Origin of the sequence: Streptomyces sp. 7N604 (assembly GCF_052245475.1) — a bacterium.
Taxonomy (GTDB): domain Bacteria; phylum Actinomycetota; class Actinomycetes; order Streptomycetales; family Streptomycetaceae; genus Streptomyces.
This window is the reverse complement of the sequence record NZ_JBQQBX010000036.1, coordinates 27,881-51,647: the sequence shown is the minus strand read 5'-3', so window position 1 is coordinate 51,647 and position 23,767 is coordinate 27,881. Positions and strand designations below refer to the sequence as shown.

20 protein-coding genes and 4 pseudogenes are annotated in these 23,767 nt (G+C 69.9%); 14 read left to right on the top strand and 10 right to left on the bottom strand.

Annotated elements, in window-relative coordinates:
• Positions 1 to 11: 11 nt before the first annotated feature.
• Both ACTWP8_RS31885 and ACTWP8_RS31880 read left to right on the top strand, forming a co-directional pair.
• Complete coding sequence (locus ACTWP8_RS31885) at positions 12 to 1,415, top strand: ABC transporter permease subunit (protein WP_443325551.1); 1,404 nt, start codon at positions 12 to 14, stop codon at positions 1,413 to 1,415.
• Positions 1,412 to 2,323, top strand: a complete 912-nt coding sequence (locus ACTWP8_RS31880; RefSeq protein WP_443325550.1) for a carbohydrate ABC transporter permease — start codon at positions 1,412 to 1,414, stop codon at positions 2,321 to 2,323. Before ACTWP8_RS31885 ends, ACTWP8_RS31880 begins: the two co-directional genes overlap by 4 nt.
• 10 nt (positions 2,324 to 2,333) lie before the next feature.
• On the opposite strand, the gene dtd is transcribed toward ACTWP8_RS31880, so the two are convergent.
• Positions 2,334 to 2,759 (bottom strand): D-aminoacyl-tRNA deacylase, encoded by a 426-nt coding sequence (gene dtd / locus ACTWP8_RS31875; RefSeq protein WP_443318186.1) that lies wholly within the window; start codon positions 2,757 to 2,759, stop codon positions 2,334 to 2,336.
• 142 nt (positions 2,760 to 2,901) lie between these two features.
• Here dtd and ACTWP8_RS31870 point away from each other — a divergent pair, with 142 nt between their 5' ends.
• Together ACTWP8_RS31870 and ACTWP8_RS31865 are read left to right on the top strand one after the other, a co-directional pair.
• The gene (locus tag ACTWP8_RS31870) at positions 2,902 to 3,462 is read left to right on the top strand and encodes an RsiG family protein (RefSeq protein ID WP_443325549.1); all 561 of its coding nucleotides are present in this window, start codon (positions 2,902 to 2,904) and stop codon (positions 3,460 to 3,462) included.
• 70 nt (positions 3,463 to 3,532) lie between these two features.
• Positions 3,533 to 4,780 carry a GNAT family N-acetyltransferase gene (locus ACTWP8_RS31865; protein ID WP_443325548.1) on the top strand — a complete coding sequence of 416 codons (1,248 nt, stop codon included), beginning with the start codon at positions 3,533 to 3,535 and terminating at the stop codon, positions 4,778 to 4,780.
• A 38-nt stretch (positions 4,781 to 4,818) separates the two neighbouring features.
• Here the strand turns inward: ACTWP8_RS31865 and ACTWP8_RS31860 are convergent, their stop codons facing one another.
• Positions 4,819 to 6,369, bottom strand: coding sequence for a hypothetical protein (locus ACTWP8_RS31860; protein WP_443325547.1), 1,551 nt, complete (start codon positions 6,367 to 6,369; stop codon positions 4,819 to 4,821).
• An 11-nt stretch (positions 6,370 to 6,380) separates the two neighbouring features.
• On the bottom strand, positions 6,381 to 8,603 hold the full coding sequence (locus ACTWP8_RS31855) for a hypothetical protein (protein ID WP_443325546.1): 2,223 nt from the start codon (positions 8,601 to 8,603) through the stop codon (positions 6,381 to 6,383).
• Between the two features lie 267 nt (positions 8,604 to 8,870).
• Here ACTWP8_RS31855 and ACTWP8_RS31850 point away from each other — a divergent pair, with 267 nt between their 5' ends.
• Complete coding sequence (locus ACTWP8_RS31850) at positions 8,871 to 9,176, top strand: hypothetical protein (RefSeq protein ID WP_443325545.1); 306 nt, start codon at positions 8,871 to 8,873, stop codon at positions 9,174 to 9,176.
• Here the strand turns inward: ACTWP8_RS31850 and ACTWP8_RS31845 are convergent.
• On the bottom strand, positions 9,170 to 9,367 hold the full coding sequence (locus ACTWP8_RS31845; RefSeq protein WP_443325544.1) for a hypothetical protein: 198 nt from the start codon (positions 9,365 to 9,367) through the stop codon (positions 9,170 to 9,172). The genes ACTWP8_RS31850 and ACTWP8_RS31845 overlap by 7 nt on opposite strands.
• A 251-nt stretch (positions 9,368 to 9,618) precedes the next feature.
• Between ACTWP8_RS31845 and ACTWP8_RS31840 the strand changes: the two genes are divergently transcribed.
• The 3 genes and pseudogenes from ACTWP8_RS31840 to ACTWP8_RS31830 all read left to right on the top strand — a co-directional run.
• On the top strand, positions 9,619 to 10,509 hold the full coding sequence (locus ACTWP8_RS31840; RefSeq protein ID WP_443325543.1) for a winged helix-turn-helix domain-containing protein: 891 nt from the start codon (positions 9,619 to 9,621) through the stop codon (positions 10,507 to 10,509).
• On the top strand, positions 10,506 to 11,255 hold the full coding sequence (locus tag ACTWP8_RS31835; RefSeq protein WP_443325542.1) for an HAD family hydrolase: 750 nt from the start codon (positions 10,506 to 10,508) through the stop codon (positions 11,253 to 11,255). The genes ACTWP8_RS31840 and ACTWP8_RS31835 overlap by 4 nt, the downstream gene beginning before the upstream one ends.
• Before the next feature lie 114 nt (positions 11,256 to 11,369).
• Positions 11,370 to 12,158, top strand: a pseudogene (locus ACTWP8_RS31830) (phosphotransferase); the annotation flags it as partial.
• A 290-nt stretch (positions 12,159 to 12,448) separates the two neighbouring features.
• Here ACTWP8_RS31830 and ACTWP8_RS31825 read toward each other — a convergent pair.
• Both ACTWP8_RS31825 and ACTWP8_RS31820 read right to left on the bottom strand, forming a co-directional pair.
• Positions 12,449 to 13,276 carry an ATP-grasp domain-containing protein gene (locus tag ACTWP8_RS31825; protein WP_443325585.1) on the bottom strand — a complete coding sequence of 276 codons (828 nt, stop codon included), beginning with the start codon at positions 13,274 to 13,276 and terminating at the stop codon, positions 12,449 to 12,451.
• Positions 13,277 to 13,682: 406 nt separating this feature from the next.
• Positions 13,683 to 13,949 (bottom strand): annotated as a pseudogene (locus tag ACTWP8_RS31820) (cupin domain-containing protein); the annotation flags it as partial.
• On the opposite strand from ACTWP8_RS31820, the pseudogene ACTWP8_RS31815 reads away from it, so the two are divergent.
• Positions 13,941 to 14,204 (top strand): annotated as a pseudogene (locus ACTWP8_RS31815) (AraC family transcriptional regulator); the annotation flags it as partial. The pseudogenes ACTWP8_RS31820 and ACTWP8_RS31815 sit on opposite strands and share 9 nt — an antisense overlap.
• Positions 14,205 to 14,369: 165 nt before the next feature.
• Here the strand turns inward: ACTWP8_RS31815 and ACTWP8_RS31810 are convergent.
• Both ACTWP8_RS31810 and ACTWP8_RS31805 read right to left on the bottom strand, forming a co-directional pair.
• Entirely contained in the window at positions 14,370 to 16,763 is a 2,394-nt protein-coding gene (locus ACTWP8_RS31810) for an ATP-binding cassette domain-containing protein (RefSeq protein WP_443325541.1), read from the bottom strand.
• Positions 16,764 to 17,183: 420 nt separating this feature from the next.
• Positions 17,184 to 17,414 (bottom strand): annotated as a pseudogene (locus tag ACTWP8_RS31805) (AraC family transcriptional regulator); the annotation flags it as partial.
• An 83-nt stretch (positions 17,415 to 17,497) separates the two neighbouring features.
• On the opposite strand from ACTWP8_RS31805, the gene ACTWP8_RS31800 reads away from it, so the two are divergent.
• The 3 genes from ACTWP8_RS31800 (at position 17,498) to ACTWP8_RS31790 (ending at position 19,052) form a co-directional block, all read left to right on the top strand.
• Positions 17,498 to 17,932, top strand: a complete 435-nt coding sequence (locus tag ACTWP8_RS31800; protein WP_443318199.1) for a helix-turn-helix domain-containing protein — start codon at positions 17,498 to 17,500, stop codon at positions 17,930 to 17,932.
• Positions 17,933 to 17,951: 19 nt separating this feature from the next.
• A complete protein-coding gene (locus tag ACTWP8_RS31795; RefSeq protein WP_443325540.1) occupies positions 17,952 to 18,545 on the top strand; it encodes a hypothetical protein in 594 nt (197 codons plus the stop codon).
• Positions 18,546 to 18,707: 162 nt separating this feature from the next.
• Positions 18,708 to 19,052: a DUF2516 family protein gene (locus ACTWP8_RS31790; protein WP_443325584.1), complete on the top strand. Its 345-nt coding sequence runs from the start codon at positions 18,708 to 18,710 to the stop codon at positions 19,050 to 19,052.
• A gap of 62 nt (positions 19,053 to 19,114) precedes the next feature.
• On the opposite strand, the gene ACTWP8_RS31785 is transcribed toward ACTWP8_RS31790, so the two are convergent.
• Positions 19,115 to 20,482, bottom strand: coding sequence for a PP2C family protein-serine/threonine phosphatase (locus ACTWP8_RS31785; RefSeq protein WP_443325539.1), 1,368 nt, complete (start codon positions 20,480 to 20,482; stop codon positions 19,115 to 19,117).
• Between the two features lie 169 nt (positions 20,483 to 20,651).
• On the opposite strand from ACTWP8_RS31785, the gene ACTWP8_RS31780 reads away from it, so the two are divergent.
• A complete protein-coding gene (locus tag ACTWP8_RS31780; RefSeq protein ID WP_443325538.1) occupies positions 20,652 to 21,182 on the top strand; it encodes an O-acetyl-ADP-ribose deacetylase in 531 nt (176 codons plus the stop codon).
• Positions 21,183 to 21,239: 57 nt separating this feature from the next.
• Here ACTWP8_RS31780 and ACTWP8_RS31775 read toward each other — a convergent pair whose 3' ends face one another.
• On the bottom strand, positions 21,240 to 22,280 hold the full coding sequence (locus tag ACTWP8_RS31775; protein ID WP_443325537.1) for an NlpC/P60 family protein: 1,041 nt from the start codon (positions 22,278 to 22,280) through the stop codon (positions 21,240 to 21,242).
• Between the two features lie 340 nt (positions 22,281 to 22,620).
• Between ACTWP8_RS31775 and pstS the strand changes: the two genes are divergently transcribed.
• Positions 22,621 to 23,751, top strand: coding sequence for a phosphate ABC transporter substrate-binding protein PstS (gene pstS / locus ACTWP8_RS31770; protein WP_443325536.1), 1,131 nt, complete (start codon positions 22,621 to 22,623; stop codon positions 23,749 to 23,751).
• The last annotated feature ends 16 nt before the right edge of the window (positions 23,752 to 23,767 follow it).

Sequence of the window (23,767 nt, the reverse complement as noted above, 5' to 3'; positions counted from 1 at the left end):
ACCCGTAACTCATGTCAGCCACCCCTGTGAAGGGCACCGGGCCACCCGGTGCCGCACGCAAGGCGCCGCCCCGTAAGGGGGGCGGCGCCCTGCCGGGCTCCGTGCCCGACCTACGCCGGCGCGCCGCGCGCCGACGGCGGCTCGTCGCCCTGATCTTCCTGCTGCCCGCGCTGCTGCTGCTCGGCGCCCTGGTCGCGTACCCGATCCTGTTCACCGTCGGCCGCAGCTTCTTCGACGCCTCGGGCACGCAGTTCGTCGGCGCCGAGAACTACGCGGAGATGTTCCGCGACCCGGCGACGCTCAAGGCGATCCGCAACAGCACCGTCTGGGTCGTGGTCGCCCCCGCGCTGCTGACCGGACTCGGCCTGGTGCTGGCCGTGCTCACCGAGAAGATCCGCTGGGCCACCGCGTTCAAGCTGGTGCTGTTCATGCCGATGGCGATCTCCTTCCTCGCCGCCGGCATCATCTTCCGCGTCGTCTACGAGCAGGACCCCCAGCGGGGCGTGCTCAACGCGGTCGCGGTCGGCGTGCACGACACCTTCGACAAGAGCACCGGCTATCCGACCGCCCGTCCCAAGGACAGCACGTTCCTGACCAAGGGCTCCGACGGCTCGTACACGACGAAGGACAAGGCCTCCCCCGGCAACACCGTGAACCTCGGCCTGGTCGGCGTGCCGCCCAAGGAGCTGCCGAAGGAGGCGAAGCCCGCCCGCAAGGCCTCGGCCGCCCCGGCGGCCGGCGGCGAGCTGCGCGGCGTGGTCTGGGTCGACTTCACTCTGGGCGGCGGCGGCAAGCCCGGCCGGGTCGACCCGGCCGAGCACGGCCTCCCGCACATGGTCGTCGAAGCGGTCCAGGGGGACCGGGTCGCGGGCAAGGCGACCACGGCGGCCGACGGCTCGTACCGCTTCACGGGTCTGAAGGCGGGCGAGTACGCCGTACGGCTCCCGGCGGAGAACTTCGCCGAGCCGTACGGGGGCATCGAGTGGCTCGGCCCGGCCCTCATCACTCCGGCGATCATCGGCGCGTATCTGTGGATCTGGACCGGGTTCGCGATGGTGCTGATCGGCGCCGGGCTCGCGGCCATGCCCCGGGACGTCCTGGAGGCGGCGCGGATGGACGGCGCGAACGAGTGGCAGATCTTCCGCAGGATCACCGTGCCGCTGCTCGCCCCCGTACTCGGCGTGGTCTTCGTGACCCTGGTGATCAATGTGATGAAGGTCTTCGACCTCGTCTACATCATCGCCCCGGGCCCGGTGCAGCAGGACGCCAACGTGCTGGCCCTGCAAATGTGGCTGGTCTCCTTCGGCGGCGGCAACAACCAGGGCCTCGGCAGCGCCCTGGGCGTCCTCCTGCTGCTCCTGGTGGTCCCGGCCATGATCTTCAACATCCGTCGCTTCCGCAGGAGCCAGTCATGACCGCCGACGCCCCTCCCCGGACCACGCCGACGCGTCCCGCCGGGACGGCCGCGCCGAGGCGGAGCCCCGCCACCTGGCTGGCGCGGCGGGCGGGCCGCGGCCTGGTGCAGGTCTTCCTCGCGATCGTCGGACTGCTGTGGCTCACCCCGGCCTTCGGGCTCTTCATCGCCTCGCTGCGGTCGGAGGAGGACAACGCCGCCACCGGCTGGTGGACCGCCCTGACCGGGTCCGGCAGCCTCTCCTTCGAGAGCTACTCGGGCCTGCTCGAGGACTCCGGAATGGTCGACGCCTTCTGGAACACGGTGTTGATCTCGGTGCCCGCGACGGCCACGGTGGTCGTCGTCGCGGCCCTGGCCGGATACGCCTTCGCATGGCTGGAGTTCCCCGGCCGCGACTGGATCTTCCTGGTCGTGGTGGGCATGCTCGTGGTGCCCGTCCAGGTCGGGCTGCTGCCGGTGGCGAAGATGTTCGGGGCGCTCGGCCTCTTCGGCACGATCCCCGGAGTGATCCTCTTCCACGTCGCGTACGGGCTGCCGTTCGCCATCTTCCTGCTCCGCAACTACTTCGCGGAGATCCCCCGCGAGATGCTGGAGGCCGCCCGGATGGACGGCGGCGGGGAGTGGCGGATCTTCGCCCGGCTGGTACTGCCCCTGGGGCGCCCTGCGATCGCGTCCCTGGCCATCTTCCAGTTCCTGTGGGTGTGGAACGACATGCTGGTGGCCCTGATCTTCGCCGACAGCACCTCGCAGCCGCTGACCGTGGCCCTGCAGTCGCAGATGCGGCAGTTCGGCAGCAACATCGGGGTGCTGGCGCCCGGGGCCTTCCTGTCGCTGATCGTGCCGGTGGCCGTGTTCTTCGCGTTCCAGCGGCACTTCGTACAGGGGGTGATGGCGGGCTCGGTGAAGTGAGGTAAGGCCCTCAGACCTCGATGAGCACCGTGAACGGGCCGTCGTTCGTGAGCGAGACCTTCATGGCCGCTCCGAACCGGCCCGTTTCCACGTGCGCGCCGAGCGCCCGCAGCTGCGCCACGACCTCGTCGACGAGCGGCTCGGCGATCTCGCCCGGAGCAGCCGCGTTCCAGGTGGGCCTGCGGCCCTTGCGGGCGTCACCGTAGAGAGTGAACTGGGAGATCACCAGCAGGGGTGCGTCCAGGTCCGAGCAGGACTTCTCGCCCTCCAGAATGCGTACCGACCAGAGCTTGCGGGCCAGCGCCGCGGCCTTCTCCCGGGTGTCCTCGTGGGTGACTCCGACCAGCACGCACAGGCCCTGACCGACGATCTCGCCCACCGTCTCCCCGTCGACGACGACGCTCGCCCCGTTCACCCTCTGCACCACAGCACGCATACGGACCATGATGCCCTGCGTCCGTCCGGGTTCTGTCGAGAGCGGTGCCGATGCACGTGCACGGCCGATAGTGGCACGATGCATCCACGCGGTGCGTACGTCGGCAACCTGACGCAGCACCGAACGAGGGGACGGATGAGGGATGACTACACCAGGCACCGGACGCGCGGCCACGACCAGCCGCCCGCCGACGCAGCGTACGGCTCCGGGGGCGCCTGCCGACGCCCCGCAGCCCGACCTGCGGACGCTGCGGCTGCCCGAACTCCGGGCGCTGCGCCGCGAGTCGCAGCAGGAGGAGGCCGACCTCAGTTATGTACGGCGGCTCCTGCAGGGCCGGATCGACATCCTCAGGGCCGAGCAGGGACGGCGGACCGCACCGGAGTCGCCGGTGGTGGACCGGCTGCACGAGATCCTGGCGGACGGCCCCTCCCGCGGCAGGTCGGCGCGGCACGTGACGCTGGGGACCCCGCACAGTGAGAAGTACCGGCAGCTCGCCGAGGACATGCTCGCCGAGGTGCAGCTGTCGGACCTGGACTCGCGTACGGACGAGGAGTTGCTCGGCGCGATGGGGCGGCTGGTGCGCTGCGAGCAGCAGGTCTCGCGGCGGCGGCAGCAGCTGCAGCAGACGGCGGACGGTTGCAGCGCGGAGATCGCCCGCCGTTACCGGGCCGGCGAGGCCCAGGTGGACGACCTGCTGGCATAAAGCAGGGCACCGCTACCGGCGACGGAAAATCGAGCGCCCCGCGGCCGCGCCCTCGCTTAGCGTGGCGGGCATGAGCCTCGAGGTCCGTACCATCAGCGACGCCGAACTGCCCGACTGGCTGCGCGCCCTGGCGACCGGCTTCCTGCGGGAGCCGGATATCTCCGCCGAGGAGGTCGAGGCGCGGCGCGCGGCAGCCGACCTGGACCGGGCGCAGGGGGCGTTCGACGCGGGGTACTGCGTCGGCACGTACCGCAGCTTCCCGCAGCTGCTCACGGTGGTGGGCGGCGCCTCGCTGCCCGCCAACGCGGTCAGCGACGTAACGGTCTCGCCCACGCACCGGCGGCGCGGCCTGCTCAGCCGGATGATCGACACGGACCTGGCGCAGGCGAAGGAGCGCGGCGACGTCGTCTCCACGCTGATCGCCGCGGAGTACCCGATCTACGGACGGTACGGCTTCGGCCCGGCCACCTGGATCACCGAGTGGGAGGTCGACGTGGCGCGGGCGGGCCTCGACACGCGCTGGTCGGGCCCCTGCGACGGCGGCCGGGTGGACCTGGTCGACGGCGCGGACGTACGGAAGCTGGGCCCGGAGCTGCACGAGCGGCTGCGCGCGGCGCAGCACGGGGTGGTCAGCCGCAACGAGCGCTGGTGGCGGCGCGCCACCGGCGACATCCGCATCCCCTCCCAGCCGTGGACGGAGCCGTACTACGCGGTCCACCGCTCCCCGGAGGGCGGCGGCCGGATCGACGGCCTCCTGGCCTACACGGCGGACGACCGGTGGGAGGCCAAGCGGGCGCACTGCCGGGCGAGCGTCCTCGGCATGATCGCGGTGACTCCGGAGGCGGAGCGGGCGCTGTGGCACTTCCTGCTCTCGGTCGACTGGATCACCACGGTCGAGTCGGGCTACCGGGCTCCGGACGACCTCCTTCCCCTTCTCCTCCCCGACCCGCGGGCCGCGCGTATCACGACGCACGCGGACCTCCTCTGGGTGCGCATCCTGGACGTGCCCCGCGCCCTGGAGGCCAGGACCTACCCGGTCCCGGGCTCCCTGGTGCTGGATGTCCACGACACGGCGGGGCTTGCGGGCGGGCGCTTCCGGCTGGACGCCTCGCCGGAGGGCTCCTCCTGCACCCCGACGACCGGCCCGGCCGATCTCACCCTGGCGATCGGCGACTTGGCGGCCCTGTACCTGGGCGACGAGTCGGCGGTCCGGCTGGCGTCGCTGGGCCGGGTGACGGAGGAGCGCGGCGGCGCGGCGGTCCTGGCGGACACCCTGCTGCGGACGTCCCGCCGCCCCTGGTGCCCGGACGTCTTCTGAGGTGACGGCGTTCCGGAGGTAGGAACGCCGTCCAGGGATCAGTCGACCTGGGCCTTGCACTCGTCTGTGGGGGGCTCGCCCGTGGGCCAGGCGAGTTTCTCGAAGGTGATGTGCGGGGGATCCGGGTCGAGGCGGACGATGGCGACCGCCTTGTTGTAGGCGTTGCCGTCGTTGTCCAGGCAGATCCAGCCACTCGCGCCTCTGACCTTGGAGTCGCCGTGCAGACGGCGCCACGCCTCGCGTACGTCGGCGAGGTCGGGGATCCGGTCCCCCGCCACCTGGCGGTTCCGGATGCCCTCGATCATGGTCAGGGCGGCGTCGTGCGTCGTGATCGTATGGCCGTCCGCAAGGTCCGTACGGCCCATGTCGCCGACCTTCTCGTGCTCCTTGGGATCGTTGATGAAATCGCTGAGCGCGTGGAAGTCCTCGGCCGATCCGCCGGTGCTGGGCGGGGCATTGGTCGTCCATGCGTCCTCGTGGGTCACCGTCGCGTATTTCACGTCGATTCCCGCGCCGCGCTTGAAGCCCTGCCAGGACGACCGCAACACCGGATCGAGGGCGAGCAGGGAGCCGCCGGAGAGGGTGACCACGGTGTAGTGATGGTGCGTGCAGCCGCGGTTGCCCAGGGCCTTTATGAACTGCGCCAGTTCGGGTACGCGTCCGGAGAAGTAGACCGTTGTGGCCTGGGAGTCGCAGAGGTTGTTCACCATCTGCTTGAAGTCGTTGGGGAGCACATTCGACGAATCGAACTGCTCCGGCGCGTACGGCGTTTTCGCTCCCTTGCTCTCCGTCGTCTCCGCGCGGAAGGCTTCGCGTACCGATTTGGCGTAGAGGTCGTCCGACTTGATGTCCTCGACGAGGAAGGTCTCCTGCGGTGTCACGTCCAGATATCTGGTGAGGGCCTCGGCCTGGTCCCGGTCGGGCGGGATGACTTTCGCGAGGCCCGGCAGCTTGCCGGGGTCGATGGCCTCGGACGTGATGGGCCCGCCGACGACGGGGATCCCCTTCGTCTGCGTCAGGTAGGTGATGGTGTCCAGAGTCGAGTTGACACTCCGGTTGAACCCGAAGACGCCGCGCAGCCTCTCGCCCCCGGAGGCCATGTCCCCGAGCTGGTCCGCGACTTCCTTTCCGCGCTCGTTGTCGTGGCCGGGGTTGGCGAGCACCAGACGGATCGGGAGGCTGTCCTTCTCCACGTGATTCGCCCGCCACTGAGCGAGATACGCGCCCTGAACCTCCCGCAGGGCCCGTTCCTTCTCGACGTCGTTGTTCTCGTGCGGCAACGGAATCATCAGAGCGATGGTCGCGTACGCCGTGTCGCCGTCCTCGACCCGGTCGTTCTCGTCCTTGATCCGGTCGGAGACCGGCTCGAGTTCGTCGAAGAAGGGGTAACTGCCGTCCGTGACACCGGTGCATTCGCTGTCACCGCCGCGCCGTTCGACACCTGTCGCGCAGGAGGTGTCGAACGGAATGGAAATGAGATAGCCGGCGGGCGGGCCGAGGAGGACCACCGCAAGGGCGTAGTGCAGCAGGCGGACGAGCGGCGGCTTGGCTCTGTGCCAGTGCCACAGGTTGCCCAGCAGACGGGCCATCGACACCCTCCTCAGGTGACCGGGAGTTCAGGGGCCTGCGTTCCCGCCAGAAGCGCGTCGATCCAGCCGCCTGTGGCGAGGGCGTCGACGTACGCGTTGTGCACATCGCTGCGCCGGGCATCCCGGCGGGAACGCTCCTCGTAATCCGAATTGAGCGTCATCAGGCCCGTCTCCAGCCGTCGGAGAGCGGGGTCCCGATATCCCGACGGCCGCTCGGCCGAGGGGTCGGACAGCCGCCACGTCACGCCGAGCACCTGGCGGATCGCGCTGTGCACGCCCCGCGGGTCCCCGTCCGTGCAGCCGGGGCACGGCGGCGGTTCGCCGGGCGCCGCGGAATGGGCCCGGTGGGGTTGGTACGGAGGGAAGCCGCCGCGCGGGCGGGGCGCGGCGGCGAGGAAGTTCACCGTGCGCAGCCATGCGCGCGGCTCGGCCTCCAGATAGTGGTGATGCAGGGCGCGTACGACGAGGGTGTCCAGCTGGCCCAGGGCCAGGGCGTGGTGCAGATGGTGCGGACTGTGCCCGACCGAATCGGCGGGCAGATCACGGCCGTTGTAGTGGTTGGCAAGGCGCCGGTGCCCCAGGGACCACCGCTGTCCGTCCCCGTCCTCCCGCAGCACATGCAGCAGTACGGCGCGCATCCCCCGATCGGTGATCAGCGGTGTGGCGCCGTCGGATGTGGGCCACGGGTGATGGTTCCAGAGCTTCCGCGACAGGGCGTTGTCCACCAGGTGCCGCACATGCAGCGCCGCGGACCAGCCGTCCGGCCGCGACGGCAGCCGGTGCGCGAGGGACGCGGCTGCGTCCTCGTCGAGCGCGGGCGCCAGATCGAGCAGCTGATTCCGTACGGTCGCGTCCGGCAGCAGCTGCTCCAGCAGCAGTTCGGCCACGGGACGCTCGTGCCCGGCCTCCTCCGCCTCCCCTGCCAGGCCATCCGGCGCGGCCAGCGGGAGGTCGAGGAGGTCCAGACAGTCGAACGGGCCGTGGGCGCACAGCCGTTGCCTGGACGCCTCCGCCAGCAGCAGGGCATTGCCCGTACGGCCGCCACTGAGCCGGGCGATGATCTCGGGCAGGGCGGCCGGATAGTCGTGGCCGTCCAGCATGGGCCGGATCTCGTCCGCCGTGAGGGAGGGGATCCTGAGCCGTAACAGCCAGGTGGCGGGAGGGCGGAGCTCCGGCTTCGTCCAGGGCTCCGTCCGGGTGGCGGGCGTCAGCTCGCTGCCGTGCCCTGCGTCGGTGCCGCGCCCCCGGGAGGTGGCGATCACCACGGGGCGCAGCGGGCGGCCCACCCACCGCCGCCGCTGCTTGAGCTGGGCGTACTGCTCGACGAAGGGGGCCAGGAAGCGCTTGCCGAGGTCGTCGTCCACGTCGTCGAGCAGGATGAGCGGCGGGTGCGTGGTCTGGCGTGCCCAGGTGCCGTACGCATCGTCGATGTCCGCGAGCAGCGCGCCGATCAGATGGGACTCCACCTCCGTACGGCCGGCGCCGCGGCGCCGGAACTGCCGTACGAGCCCGAAGAGGCCCTTCACCGGGTCGTCACGCCCCAGCCGGTCGCGCCACCAGTCCAGCGGGGTGCTGCCCCTGCGGCCCAGCAGCGTCTCCAGTGCGGCATCGAGAACGCCCGCCAGGCCGGGCACCTGCGGCAGCAGGCCGCCGACGACGCCGTTCACCGCCTTTCCCCAGCGGTGGATGGCCGCGTCGCGCGCGGCGGCGGGTGCGGGGTGCTGGTCCAGCAGCTCGCGCAGCTCGCTCTCGGCTTCCACGAGCTCGGCAGGCGGCACCACCGGCCCCGGCCCCTGCCCTTGCCCTTGGCCTTGAGGACCCCCCTGGGCGTCGGGGCGCCAGGCCGCGATCACCATCAGGGCCGGCGAGAGCCGGGAGAAGCGCAGTCTGGGCTTGTACTTGGCGGGGATGTTCGCCAGCTCGTGCGAGAGCGTGAAGAGAATGTTGGTGACCGGCGACGCGTTCACCGCATCGAGCCGCTCCCGGTCCTCCGGGCTGTCGGCGGAATACGGGCTCCCGGCGAGCTCGACGAAGGCGGTGGGGACGAGAGTGCGGTATCCCGTACGCAGAACCTTCAGCAGTGCGGACTTCCCGGTCGCCCGGCCGCCGATGATCTCGACGACGGGATCGCCGTCGTGGAATGCCGAGGCCTGCCAGTCTCCGCCGCCGAGCGGCATATGCAGCATCGGTGGAACCAGGCGCTCGACCACCGCATCGAGGTTGTGCACAGTCATCCCGCCCCCCGTTCCCCCGTCTTCCCCACCTACCGAGCGCGCACGACCACTCCCACTGAGTAAGGGAGGCTAGAGCGCCTCTGGGGAGGGCGGCAACGAGCTTGCCCGTTCCGGTGCTTCACAATTCGGCATCGGCCGCGTGGGTCCGCCCGGGGATATCGGTCCCCCGTCAGCCCAATTACGTACAGTCATTGCCCAGTTGCAGGGCACGCCGGGGCACTGCGCGACGCGATCCTCGAGCTGCGCAGCCGCGAGTTGGTGGAGGACGTGTCGGTCGAGATCAGGATCATGCCCCTGACCACGATCGCGAAGCTCTACATCATCAACCGTCGCCATGCGCTCTTCGGTATGTACCGCGTGGTCAAGCGGCCGGTGGGTGTGAGAGCCGCGGCCGTCCCCGAGCAGACGGAGAAGCTGGAGATCTTCGACGTCATGGGTCTGGGAGCGGCGCTCTTCCCTTTCAGCGGGAGCGACACGGAGACGACACAGGAGTCGACCTTCGTGGACCAGGCTCAGAGCTGGTTCGACTCGCTCTGGGACAACCTGGCCCACGAGGCAACCTTTGGTTACTGAACCAGCAGCATCGCGAGCACGACGGCCCCGATGCAGCTGCACGTGACGTTCTTCGCCTTCACCCCGACGCCCAGCATCGTGAGCCCGATGATGCCCATGGCGCCGAAGCGCCACTGCACGATCTGCTCGAATCCGATGACGACGACGGCGAGAAGGAGGGCGACGACGGGCGCGAGCTGGGTTTCGTGCATGGTGATCCCCCCTGGGGCTGGAGGTGCGGCCCGGCGGCTGCACGGAGTGGACGGGGCCTGCTGAGGTACGCCCGTGCACCGTCGGACGGGCAGCAGTGGCGATCGGCTCGAGATGACCAACTTTCAAGAAGTCCCGCCATCTCCATCGAAGTTGGCGACCAACTCCCAGTAGTTTGTGCCCTGTTGGCTCGTACCAGAAACAAGTGACCAACAACTGCCGCTAGATGGCCGGATAGTTGTAACGTTTGCATGTGAGCCAAGAGAGCACGGGCCTCAATGGTCAGCGCCTGCCCCACCTGCAAGTGGCTGAGGCGCTGCGGGCGCGGATTCGCTCCGGTGAACTGCGCCCGGGCAGCCGTATGCCAACTCAGGCGAAGTTGGCAGACGAGTTCGGCGTGGAACGCAGCGTGATCCGCCTGGCCCTGCGGGTTCTCCAGGACGAGAAGCTGCTGACCAACGTCTCCAGGGGCAGCCCGGCCACCGTCGCCGAGCCGCACTCCGGCCGGAACGGCCCCGCGGGACAGCCCCAGCTGGCCACGGTCGCCCTCGCCCCGCGCATGGCCGAGGCGTTCGCCGTCCCGCATGTGCAGATCGACGCCCTCTGCCTGACCGCCGAAACTCTCTCCATGGCCCTCATCGAGGCCATCCGGCAGATCCACGCGGGTCTGGTCAAGCCGGAGAGGGTGGACGTACGCGTGCTGCTGCCCAGCCGCGAGATCAATCTCGCCTTCCCCACCCCGGTCGAGGACCACAGCGGCGACGACAGGCTGCACAGGCGCTGGCTCAGACAGCGCAACCTCCAGGGGCAGGTGCTGGCCAACTTCCTGGGCTCGCTGCGCGAACCGCCCTACGAGATCGACGTGCACGTGACCTTCCGTGCGCTGCCGTTCACCCCGCCCGTGAAGATGTACATACTCAACAACGAGGAGGTGCTCTTCGGTTACTACATGATCATGCAGCGTCTGGAGGAGATCGAGCACGAGCGCGTCGAGATGTTCGACGCATTCGGCACGCAGTCGATGGTGTTCCCATTCCTCAAGGGCGACGAGGGAACACGGGACACCACATTTGTGGAGCAGACGCAAATGTGGTTCAACGCCCTCTGGGAAACCATTACTTCAGACCTGACACTCACTGAATGACTCCGGACGCAACACGATCGGAACTGACTCTGGACGACACCCTTCGGCTCAGGAAGCTGATCGGTGATGCCCGATGCGTGCTCTTCGACTTCGATGGGCCCATTTGCCGACTCTTCGCAGGACACCCCTCGGCCGGCATCGCCCAGCGGATCAAGCACTGGCTCGCGGAGCAGGGGCACGCCGTGCTCCTGAAAGGCTTGAAGGATACGAGCAGGGACCCTCAGGACCTACTCAAAGTTGTAGGCAAGGCCCACCCGGGCAGCGAGTTGGTCATGGAGCTGGAACGGAAGCTCACCGAGGAGGAGGAGCACGCCACGGTCAGCGCACGGCCGACCCCGTATGCCGACCCACTGATAAGGACGCTCGTGGCGATCGAACGGAAGTTGGCCGTCACCACCAACAACTCGGCCACCGCTGCCGCTCGGTACCTGGGCCTCCGCGACCTGACAAGCTGCTTTGGCCCACACATATACGGCCGTACCGCCGACCCGGCGCTCCTCAAGCCCGACCCTTACTGCCTCGAGCGGGCCCTCGACTCCCTGGGGTACCCCCCGCACGAGTCCCTGATGATCGGCGACACCCTGGCGGACGCCAGGGCGGCACGGCGCGCCAGCGCACCGTTCCTCGGATACGCCCACGACGAGCTCCGCGCGGATGACCTCTACGCCGAGGGCGCCTCGCTGGTCGTCGACTCGCTCGAGTACGTACTGGAGGCCGCCAGGGCCGAGACCCCGCACCGGCACTGACCAACGCCCGTACGCCTTCTGCTCGTCAAATGCCCAACTGATCTCCGTAACAGGTCTAGGCTGTCCGGACCCATCAGTATCCCCAGCCCCTGCCACCCCCGAGAGCCCCTATCGATGACAGGCACGGCGCCATCTCCTCGCGCCCCGCGGAACGCCACCTGGGTGACGGCGGACGAGGAAGTGGAAGGCCCTTTCCCGGGCTACCACCACGAGACATACGCAGTCCCCCTTCCCCCGGTCAGTCCGTTGAAGGGCGACTTCGAGCGCGCAAAGCTCCGTGAGCCCCGCCCTGGTCTCCTGTGGTTCGACCGTCGCTGTTTCGAGGACGAGAACACGCTGCTCGTCGCCCTCGCCGACCGGGTCGACCGCATTCCCGTCGTCGACGAGAGCCAGGACTTTCCGATCCTCGGCTTCATCGAAGGCGAGACGCTCGGGACGCAGTACCCAGCCGGCAGGGAAATCCCGGGCGAGTTCCTGAAACAACTGGGCAGCCTCTTCGCGCAGCTGGTCGCCATCAAACCCGGCGACGTGGAGGTCGAGCGCAACTGCAGGGAGCGGGACCGGCCCACGGACCGCGACACCACCGGATTCCTGCGCAGGCTGATCCACTTCACCGAGCACCGGGTGGTCCGCGGCCACGGCAAGCAGTACGGCGGGCTCTTTTCGGCGCTCGGTGTCCCGAAGGGCAGCCTGAAGAGACTGTCCAAGAGAGCGGCCGGCCTCGCCGAGCGTCCGTTCTGCCTGATCCATGGGGACTTGCACCGCGAGAACTTCATCATCGACACCCATGACCAGCTGTGGACCATCGACTGGGAGCTGGCGATGATCGGCGATCCGGTGTACGACCTGGCCACCCATCTCCACCTGATGAACTACCCCGCCGAGCAGGAAGAGGAGGCCATCGCCTGCTGGCGGCGGGCCGTCGAGACCAGTCGCCCGGAGTGCCTCGCCGGCTGGGAGCGCGACCTACCCGTCTACCGGGACTACAAGCGAGTCCAGTCCGTGTACACGGACGTCATCCGCGCCGCGCTGACGCTCGGCGACGATCCCTCCCCTGCGGACTGCGACGCGGTCGCCGAGCGAATCGGGCCCGTCCTCGCCCGGGCGGAGACAGCCCTCGGCATGCCGCACCCGCCCGGTGTACCGGAGGTCGCGAAGATCTTCGGGACCTGGTCTCGCACCCGGCCGCGCGGTCAGCCCACCGGATTCACCGGACCCACCGGACCCGCCGGATCGACGAGTGCCGCCGAAGGCGGCAGCACCGGCACGGTCGCCTCCAGCACCACATCCAGGGCGCGCTCCGCATCCGACGCGTAAAGGTGGCTGAACCACGCCATCTTGGCCTCCACCACCGCCCACCGGCCCTCCCCGCCCCCGCTCGAGGCCGTGATCCGACCGACGTCCAGGACGCAGGCGCGCGGCAGCGTGTGCCCGCACGAGGCCAGCAGGTCGCGGGCGAAGTCCAGGACGTCCTCGCCCTCCGGGCAGGACGCAATAGGGGCCGGGTCGAGACGGCCGTACGTGGCGTAGCGGCTGCCGGTGCGGATGTCGCCGTCCAGGACGAAGAGCCGGAACTCCGCGGCGAAGTCGACGATCTCGCTCACCTGCACCGGGGTGGCGCCCGGGAGGTCCGCGGGGAGGCGCGTCCCGGACGGGTAGACATCAGCCGCGAACGTCTTGTCCACCGGCGGCTTGGCGAAGAAGGGGTGCCGCAACTCGCGGGCGGAGGAGAGCGGGAGCTCACGGACCGTACGGCCGGTGAAACGGTACGGCAGGCCGGTCAGCCAGTGCGGGGAGGGCTCGAGGAGGGACACCCCGAGCTGCGGAGCCACGGCGGCGGCGAACAGCGGCCCGCCGTAGAGGTGCACGGGCCGCACCCCGCGCAGCCGCTCCGGGACCGTGCGGTGCGGCGGCAGCTGCTCGACGGCCATTCCCCGGTCCTCCGCGACCTGGGCGAGCAGCGCGCCGGTGGCGGTGTACTGGGGGGTGAGGACCAGCAGTCCGGGGACGTGGGGATGCATCACGGGTCTCGCACCAGGCCCGGGTACGGGGCCGGGCAGGTCGACATCGCGTAGCCCGGCGGGGCTGCGCGAGCGCTCGGATCTGCCGTCATGTGCGGATCCTATGCAGCCGCCCGCGCCCGCTCCCAGGGTGTTCCGAGGGGTGGGCGGAGCGCTCGTACGGGGGGCTCGGCGCGGGCCCGATCGTGAACTCCCGGCACCTGCCGGGCGTCTGTGCGGTGACGCTCCGGAAGCGGCGGAAGAACACCCCACGGGTGACGTGAACGGCGACGGCCGGACGGACGTCCTCGCCAGGGCCTCGGACGGGACGCTCTACCTCTACCCGGGCACGGGCAAGGCGCCGGCGGACCACCCTCTCCGCCCGCGTGAGCCTGGGCACCGGATTCAACCAATACCACTTGCAGTTCTAGCTCTTCGGGCCGAGTGCGTGCCCCGTAGTGGCGTCGACGTGGTCGGGGATCGGGTCATTCCGGTCCCCGACCGTCGGTGTGCCAGTTGGCTCGAACAGCAGGATCGATGCACCCGTTGCGGACGACGGCTTGTGCTCGGTCCCGCGCGGGACGACGAACACCGCGCCGCGCGCCAGCGTCACGACACGTTCAGCGGGTCCCGCCGCCCCGCCGTCGCGCGGGGCGATGTCCAGTTCGCCATCGATGACCAGGAAGAACTCGTCGCCCTCGACGGGCGACGGGCCACCACGCACTGGCGCTGGGCGGAGTCGTTCGCCGCCCGCTACCCCGAGGTCCGGCTCGAACCGGACGTCCTGTTCGTGGACGACGGCGACGTGCTGACCGCCGCGGGCAGCGCGGCCGCACTGGACCTCGGCCTGCACCTGATCCGCCGCGACCACGGCGTCGAAGTGGCCAACGCGGTGAGCCGGCGCCTGGTGTTCGCGGCCCACCGGGACGGCGGCCAGCGGCAGTTCGTCGCGGCCTCGACCTGTCCGACGGTTGGGCGAACCGGTGGACGGTGACGCGGAAGTACGCCGAACGAGGCCGGAGAAGCGCCCGCTGAGGGAACAGCGTTTCGCGCATCTGATGGAGGTGACGTGCGGCGTCCGCAGCGGTGATCCGCTGCACCCGGAGCCGCTCGGTCAGGTGCCGACGTAGGCCGCGAGGTGCTCGCCGGTGAGGGTGGAGCGGGCGGCTACGAGGTCGGCGGGGGTGCCCTCGAAGACGATCCGGCCGCCGTCGTGGCCGGCGCCGGGGCCGAGGTCGATGATCCAGTCGGCGTGCGCCATGACCGCCTGGTGGTGCTCGATGACGATGACCGACTTGCCGGAGTCGACGAGCCGGTCGAGCAGACCGAGCAGTTGCTCGACGTCGGCGAGGTGGAGGCCGGTGGTCGGCTCGTCGAGGACGTAGACGCCGCCCTTCTCGGCCATGTGGGTGGCCAGCTTGAGCCGCTGCCGCTCGCCGCCGGACAGCGTGGTGAGCGGCTGGCCGAGGCTGAGGTAGCCGAGCCCGACGTCGGCGAGCCGGTCGAGGATGCGGTGCGCGGCCGGCGTGCGCGCCTGGCCGGCGCCGAAGAACTCCTCGGCCTCGGTCACCGACATCGCGAGCACCTCGCTGATGTCGCGGCCGCCGAGGTGGTGGTCCAGCACCGATGCCTGGAACCGCTTCCCCTCGCACTCCTCGCAGGTGCTGGCGACGCCGGCCATCATCGCCAGGTCGGTGTAGATGACCCCGGCCCCGTTGCAGTTGGGGCAGGCGCCCTCGGAGTTGGCGCTGAACAGCGCCGGCTTCACGCCGTTGGCCTTCGCGAACGCCTTGCGGATCGGGTCGAGCAGTCCGGTGTACGTCGCCGGGTTGCTCCGTCGCGAGCCGCGGATCGCCCCCTGGTCGACCGACACCACACCCGCGCCGGGCGGGATCGAGCCGTGGATCAGCGAGCTCTTGCCGGAGCCGGCGACGCCGGTGACGACGCACAGCACCCCGAGCGGGATGTCGACGTCGACATCCCGCAGGTTGTGGGACGTGGCGCCACGGATCGGAAGCCGGCCGGTGGGCGTCCGCACCGTCTCCTTGAGGGCGGCCCGGTCGTCGAGATGGCGGCCGGTGACGGTGCCGCCGGCCCGCAGCCCCTCGACAGTGCCCTCGAAGCAGACGGTGCCCCCGCCCGTACCGGCGCCGGGGCCGAGGTCGACGACGTGGTCGGCGATCGCGATCGTCTGCGGCTTGTGCTCCACGACGAGCACCGTGTTGCCCTTGTCCCGCAGCCGCAGCAGCAGGTCGTTCATCCGCTGGATGTCATGGGGGTGCAGGCCGATCGTGGGCTCGTCGAAGACGTAGGTGACATCGGTGAGCGAGGAGCCGAGGTGGCGGATCATCTTGACGCGCTGCGCCTCGCCGCCCGACAGCGTGCCCGACGGCCGCTCCAGCGAGAGGTAGCCAAGGCCGATCTCCACGAACGAGTCGAGAGTCTGCTGCAGCGCGGAGAGCAGCGGCGTCACCGACGGCTCGTCGAGGCCGCGGACCCATTCGGCCAGGTCGCTGATCTGCATCGCGCACGCATCCGCGATGTTGATCCCGCCGATCCGCGACGACCGGGCCGCCTCGCTGAGCCGGGTGCCGTCGCACTCGGGGCAAGCGGTGAAGGTGACCGCCCGGTCCACGAACGCCCGGATATGCGGCTGCAGTGCCTCCCGGTCCTTGGAGAGCATCGACTTCTGGATCTTCGGGATCAGCCCCTCGTAGGTGAGGTTGACGCCGTTGACCTTCACCTTGGTCGGCTCCTTGTGGAGGAAGTCCTGCAGCTCCTTCTTGGTGTACTTGCGGATCGGCTTGTTCGGGTCGAGGAAGCCCGACTCGATGAAGATCCCCACTGTCCACCAGCTGTCCACCTTGTAGCCGGGGATGGTGATCGCGCCCTCGGCGAGCGACTTGGAGTCGTCGAAGAGCTGGGTGAGGTCGATGTCGGAGACCGTGCCCCGGCCTTCGCAGCGCGTACACATGCCGCCGGTGCGGGTGTAGGTCGCTTTCACGGTCTTGCGGTCACCGCGTTCGATCGTGATCGCACCGCTCGCTCGGACCGAGGGGACGTTGAAGGAGAACGCGTTGGGCGAGCCGATGTGCGGCTGCCCGAGCCGGCTGAAGAGGATGCGCAGCATCGCGTTGGCGTCGGTGGCGGTGCCGACCGTGGAGCGGGGGTCGGCACCCAACCGCTGCTGGTCGACGATGATCGCGGTCGTCAGCCCTTCGAGTACGTCGACCTCGGGCCGCGCACGGGTCGGCATGAACCCCTGCACGAAGGCGCTGTAGGTCTCGTTGATCATCCGCTGCGACTCCGCGGCGATCGTGTCGAACACCAGCGAGCTCTTGCCGGAGCCGGAGACGCCGGTGAACACGGTCAGCCGCCGCTTCGGGATCTCGATGCTGACGTCCTTGAGATTGTTCACGCGCGCGCCGTGCACACGGATCAGATCGTGGCTGTCGGCAACGTGCAGCGCAGGCGACTGTGTGTCGTCCGCCCTCGTGGCCATGCTCATCGTGTCTCCATCTGTTACGCGGGGCCGCCTTCGCGGTCTCCGTCGGCGTCGCCTGGCCCGATCCGACCGGCTTCGAGCGTACGTCTGGTTCTCCTTCGCTTCGGCCCGTGGAGCCTCTGGGCCCCCGCCACGCGGCGTGCCCCCTGAGGCGTCGGACCACAGCCAACGTCCGTCGCGCATCAGCTCGCGATCGGGCAGCTCGTTCACCTCGCGCGGGAGCGGGGGGCGGCACTCACCGGTCCTGAAGCAGCCCGCGGACGTTGCCATCGGGGTCGGTGACGGTGGCCACCAGGCGGCCGCCTCCCCCAAGGAAGGAGGACCACCGGGACCACCCCTCCGGGCGGTCGCGCTAGAAGGCCAGGGATGCACCCGGGTCCTCGTGCGGGAGGGAGCTCGCGTGACTGGTGATGTCCATGGCGGTCACGCTAGCCGCGGCTCGGTGACCGGCGCTTCTCGATTTCTGATCGGTCTGGTCACGTGTTTCGCGACGCAGGACGGCATCCCCGCCGTCGCGCGCGCCGCGGGGCGCCGACAGACGCTGGGCGGCACGCCGACCCGCTCGGTGAAGCGACTGCTGAGGGTGCCCAGCGACGAGCCGCCGACCGCGAAGCAGACCTCGGTGACGCTGAGGTCGCCACGACGCCGCAGCGCCTCACGCCCCCGCAACATGTTGGTTACGACACTTTTGCAAGCGGGTGCTTGCAAAAGTTAGCAAGCGGAGGCAGGATCGAGGCATGGCTTCACTCAACGTCGGCAATCTGGGCGAGTTCCTGCGGGAGCAGCGGCGCAGTGCGCAGCTGTCCCTGCGCCAGCTCGCGGACGCCGCCGGAGTGTCCAACCCGTATCTCAGCCAGATCGAGCGCGGTCTGCGGAAGCCGAGCGCGGAGATCCTGCAGCAGCTGGCCAAGGCCCTGCGCATCTCCGCCGAGACGCTGTACGTGCAGGCCGGGATCCTCGACGAGCGGGACCGGGAGGGAGTCGAGGTGCAGAGCGCGATACTCACCGACCCGACGATCAACGAGCGGCAGAAGCAGGTGCTGCTGCAGATCTACGAGTCCTTCCGCAAGGAGAACGGGCTCGTGCCGGACACCGACAAGCCGGACAGCGCACAGCCGGATGCCGACAAGCGCGACAAGCCGGACCACGAAGCCAGCCAACCCTCGAAATGATCCGGGAGAGCCCATCACCATGGCCATCACCGAAGACCTGCGCAAGACCCTGACCAACCCCACTCCCCTCTACGCCGCGGCCGGCGCGACCGACCTCGCGGCCGAGAAGCTCAAGGAGGTGCCGGCGCTGATCGAGAAGTTCCGCGCCGAGGCTCCCGAGCGCATCGCCGCCGTGCGGTCCACCGACCCCAAGGTCGTACAGGAGCGGGTGACCAAGCAGGCCAAGGACGCCCAGGCCGCCGTCCAGACGAAGGTGACCGAGGTCATCGGCACCCTCGACACCGACCTGAAGAAGCTCCGCGAGCAGGCCCAGGACTTCGCGCTCCAGGGCGTCGGCAAGGCGGCGGAGTACGCGGTCAAGGCCCGTGAGACCTACGACGAGCTGGCCGAGCGCGGGCAGCGCGCCGTGAAGACCTGGCGCGGCGAGACCGCCGAGGAGATCGCCGAGATCGCGGTCGCCGTCGAGCCCGAGCCGGAGCCCGCCGCGGCCCAGGCGCCGGCGAAGAAGGCCGAGCCGGCCAAGGCCGAGGCACCCAAGCCCGCCGCGGCGAAGAAGGCCCCGGCCCGCAAGGCCACCGCCGCCAAGAAGCCGGCCACCAAGCCGGGCGAGTGACCCGGTGGCATCGGGACCCTACGGACGGGCCGGGCACGCGGAAGCGTGCCCGGCCCTCCCCCATAGCACTTCGTGCATGGGAGGTGCCCCCACGGGTACGGTGGGCGCGGGCGGGACAACGCTCGCCCGGTCGGCTCACAGACTCTCTAGGTGGTGTACGGCGTGTTGGTGCAGGGGTTTCACGACCTACTGAGCTGGGTCTACCTGGGCATTCTGCTCTTCACGGTCTTCGCCTTCGGCGATGCCGCATTCCGGCGCGAGGACGCCTACCGCGCCGCGGACAAGCAGACCAAGCCGTTCTGGCTGATCATCCTCGGCCTCGCGGTCGTGGTGAACCTGATCCCGGTCGGGCTGTTCTTCCTCGTGATCATCGGGCTGATCGCGGCCATCGTCTACGTGGTCGACGTCCGGCCCGCGGTCAAGGCGATCTCCGGCGGCGGCCGGGGCGGCCGGCGCCGCGGCAGCAGCTCCGACGGTCCCTACGGCCCCTTCAACGGCGGTCGTTAGCAGCGGCTCAGGCGGCCGGGCCGGTGCGTACGGCCCCGCTACACCGCCTCATCCCTGCCCGTTCACCCCTGCCCGCGGTCGAGCAGCAGCACCGCCACGTCGTCGTTCAGCTCCCCGCCGTTGAGCGAGCGCGCCTCCGCCAGAGCCGCGTCCAGCAACCCCTCGCCGCGCAGTCCCGCGGCCAGCTGCCGACCGACCATCTCGACCATGCCCTCCTGGCCCAGCCGCTGGGTGCCCTTCCCGATCCGGCCCTCGATCAGGCCGTCGGTGTACATCATCAGGCTCCAGTCGCGGCCCAGCTCCACCTGGAGCCGCGGCCAGCGGGCGCGCGGCAGCAGCCCGAGCGCCGGGCCCCCGTCCTCGTACGGCAGCAGCTGCGGCCCGTGCCCCGGTCGCATCACCAGCGGCGCGGGGTGACCGGCCAGGCACAGCCCGGCCCGCCCGCCGTCCGGCGCGATGTCGACGGTGCACAGCGTGGCGAAGATCTCCTCGTCGGAGCGCTCGTTCTCCAGCACCTTCTGCAGCGTGCCGAGCAGCTGGTCGCCGCACAGCCCGGCGAAGGTCAGCGCACGCCAGGCGATCCGCAGCTCGACGCCGAGGGCGGCCTCGTCGGGGCCGTGCCCGCACACGTCGCCGATCATCGCGTGCACCGTGCCGTCCGGCGTGCGCACCGTGTCGTAGAAGTCGCCGCCCAGCAGCGCCCGGCTCCGGCCGGGACGGTAGCGGGCGGCGAACCGCAGCTCGGAGCCGTCCAGCAGCGGCCTGGGCAGCAGACCGCGTTCCAGCCGGGAGTTCTCCTGGCTGCGCAGAACCGATTCTGTTAGCTGGCGGTGCGCCACGTCGGCGCGCTTGCGCTCGACGGCATAGCGGATGGCCCGGTTCAGCAGCTGGCCGTCCAGCTCGTTGCGGAAGAGGTAGTCCTGGGCCCCGACCCGTACGGCCTCGGCGCCCCGCTCCGCGTCCGCCTCGGCGGTCAGCGCGAGCACGGCGTGGCTGGGCGCCAGCCGCAGCACATGCCGGAGCGTGTCGAGCTCGTCACCCTCGCCCGTCCCCTCCTTGCCGGGGACCTCCAGGGCGAGGTCGAGCAGGATGCAGTGCACGTCGTCGGTGAGCAGGCGCTCCGCCTCGGTGAGGTTGCGGGCCGTGCGGACGCGGACCCGCTTGCCCTCGGAGTCCAGCATCTGCGGGAGGTTGAGAGGGATGGCCGGGTGGTCCTCGATCACCAGCAGCGTCAGCCCGGGGCCGTTCGCCGCCTCACCGGCGGGCGCGGGCCCGGGCCCGGCTATGGATGTGCCGTCCGGCGCGGTGCCGTCCACCGGACCGGCTTGCTGCGGCACCACCGGCCGCGCAGTCCCGGCACGCGCCGGGACATCAGCCGAAGCACCTCCCGCAGCCAGGGCCTCCCCCTGCTGCGGTACTGGTACGGGCATTGATCTGCTTCCTTCCCTCCCCCCGAGGGCACAGCGACCGCCTGGCGGCAGGCCGCTGACAGGCGACCATAGCGGTCCGGCGCACCGGAGTGGAATGGCGTACGGCGAACCGCCAGAGTCATATGCCGCTCCGTACTGGGCTTTTGGCCGGAAGCGAGACAATCGGGGAATGACGAACATCACGCTGACCTTGGGCGACATCACGGACCAGTCGGTCGATGCCGTGGTGAACGCCGCGAACTCCTCGCTGCTCGGCGGGGGCGGCGTCGACGGCGCCATTCACCGCAGGGGCGGGCCCGAGATCCTGGAGGAGTGCAGGGCGCTGCGCGCAGCGCAGTACGGCGGCGGACTCCCGGCGGGCCAGGCGGTGGCCACGACGGCCGGACGGCTGCCCGCCGGCTGGGTGATCCACACCGTGGGCCCGGTCTGGTCGGACACCGAGGACCGCTCCGCCACGCTCGCCTCCTGCTACCGCGAGTCCCTGCGCGTCGCCGACGAGCTGGGCGCACGCACGGTCGCATTCCCCGCCATCTCGACGGGCGTCTACCGCTGGCCGCTCCGCGACGCCGCGCGCATCGCCCTCACCACCGTCCGCGACACGGACACCAGGACAGTCACGGAGGCGCGTTTCGTACTCTTCGGGCAGGAGGCCTACGACGCCTTCGCGGAGGTGTGGAAGGGCTTGCAGCAAGCGCATTGACAGCCCGTCACGTACCCTCGCGGCTGCCCCGATGACCTCTCACGGCGCCAACGGGCGCTACTTGTCGGGACGTACGACTCCCAGGATCCGCATCGACCCCGCACCCGCGAGAGTCACCTGCCGCCCCGGCCGAGGAGCGTGCACGATCGCGCCATCCCCGACGTACATCCCCACATGGCTCGCGTCGTCGTGATAGATGATCAGGTCGCCGGGACGCATGTCCTCGATGTCCACCCGGGGCAGCTGCCTCCACTGCTCCTGCGAGGTCCGCGGAATGGCCCGGCCCGCGGCCAGCCACGCCTGTGAGGTCAGCCCCGAGCAGTCGTACGTGTCCGGGCCCTCGGCCCCCCACACGTAGTCCTTGCCGATCTGCTTCGTCGCGAACGCGATGGCCTTCTTGCCCTGTTTCGAGGCCCTGCCGCCGATCTCGTCCAGCACTCCGGAGCCGAGCCACCTGGCCTGCGCCTTGCGGGCGGCCTCGTCCTCCAGCTCGCGCAGCCGCTCCAGCTCCTCCTTCGCGAGCCGGCTCTCCACCTTCTTCGCGTCCGCGAGCCGGTCCTTGATCTCCTTCTTCGCGGCGGCCTTCTTCTTGCGGTTCTCCTCGAGCTTCCGCCACTGCTCGTTCGCCGACCTCGCGTAACCGTCCAGGTCGCGCTGGGTGCGGGCCAGGGCGGTCATCAGACCCTTGGTGGCCTGCTGGCCCTTGCGGGCCAGGTCGGCGCCGCGGAAGAAGTCCTCGGGCTCGTTCTTCAGCAGGAGCTGCGCCTCGTCGGGGAGGCTGCCGGCCCGGTACTGGGCGCGGGCCAGGGCGCCCGCCTGGTTCTTCAGGCGGTCCATCCTCTTCTGCGCCTCGACGATGTCCTTGGCGATCCGGACGATCTGCCGTGACTGCTTCTCGGAGGCGCTGCGGGCCGCGTTGTACGCGTCCGTGGCGGCCTCGGCCTTCCGGTACAGCCCGTCGATCTCCTTGCGGACCTCCTCCAGGCTCCGGTCCGCTCCGGGCTTCGGCCTCGGCTCGAGGGGTGCCGCGTACGCCACTCCTGCCGCTCCTGGCACGATCAGCGCACTCACGGCGCATACCAGCGCCGTCGCCGTCATGACCCGTATCCCCCTGCTCACGCCCCTGCCCCCCTGCCGATTCACCGGCCGCCTCCCACGTCGCCCCACCTGGTCACTGGTTACTGGCTAGTTCCTATCCAGGCGCGGATGGTGCCATGCCTCTCCATAATCCAGAAGAGGCATACAGCTGCTTTCGGACACGCCGTGTCGCCGCACCGACGGTCGAGGTTCACCTTGCGTTCACTTGCACCCGTCGATCGCTTCACCTGATCTGCCTAATTTCAGCCGTACCGGTGGGCGCACGCCGCCGGTGGATAGCAGAAACAAACCCTCGTCTGCTTCGCCGTCCGCCGGCGGGCCCAGGAAGGAACCTTCGAAGGTGAAGCTTCAGCGTAAGAACGGCCGCGGTCTCCGCGCCCTGACCGTCGGCGCGGTCGCAGTGTCCGGTGCACTCGTCCTCACCGCCTGCGGCTCGGACGACAACACCAAGGAAGGCGGCAAGGCCGACACGGCGGCCGCCGGCAACATCAAGTGTGACGGCGAGGGGCAGCTGCTGGCCTCCGGCTCCTCGGCACAGAAGAACGCCATTGACGCCTGGATCCAGAACTACACCTCGGCCTGCAAGGAAACGCAGATCAACTACAAGGACATCGGCTCCGGCGGTGGCATCACCGAGTTCCTCCAGGGCTCGACCGCCTTCGCGGGCTCCGACTCCGCGCTGAAGCCGGAGGAGGTCACCGAGTCCAAGAAGATCTGCAAGGGCGGCCAGGGCATCAACCTCCCGATGCTCGGCGGTCCGATCGCCATCGGCTACAACGTCGCCGGCGTGGACGACCTGGTCCTCGACGCCCCGACGATCGCCAAGATCTTCGACTCGAAGATCAAGAAGTGGAACGACCCGGCGATCAAGAAGCTGAACCCGGACGCCAAGCTGCCGGCCACCGAGATCCAGGCCTTCCACCGCTCCGACGAGTCCGGTACGACCCAGAACCTGGGCAAGTACCTGGGCGGTTCCGCCGCGAGTGACTGGAAGTACGAGGACGAGAAGTCCTGGCCGGCCAAGGGCGGCCAGTCCGCCAACGGCTCCTCGGGTGTCGCCTCGCAGGTCAAGCAGACCGACGGCTCCATCGGCTACTTCGAGCTGTCGTACGCCACCTCGCAGGACATCAGCACCGTGAAGGTCGACACCGGCGCTGCCCAGCCCGTCGAGGCCACCTCCGAGAACGCCTCCAAGGCCATCGCGGCCGCCAAGGTCGTCGGCAAGGACAAGGACCTCGCCCTCGAGCTCGACTACAAGACCAAGGCCGAGGGTGCCTACCCGATCATCCTGGTCACCTACGAGATCGCCTGCGACAAGGGCAACAAGGCAGAAACCCTCGATGCGGTGAAGTCCTTCTTCACCTACACCTCCAGCGAGGACGGCCAGAAGATCCTGACCGAGGAGGGCTACGCGCCGCTCCCCGCCGAGATCGCCGCCAAGGTCCGCGAGACCATCCCGACTCTCTCCTGACCCCGGCGTCCGGCCC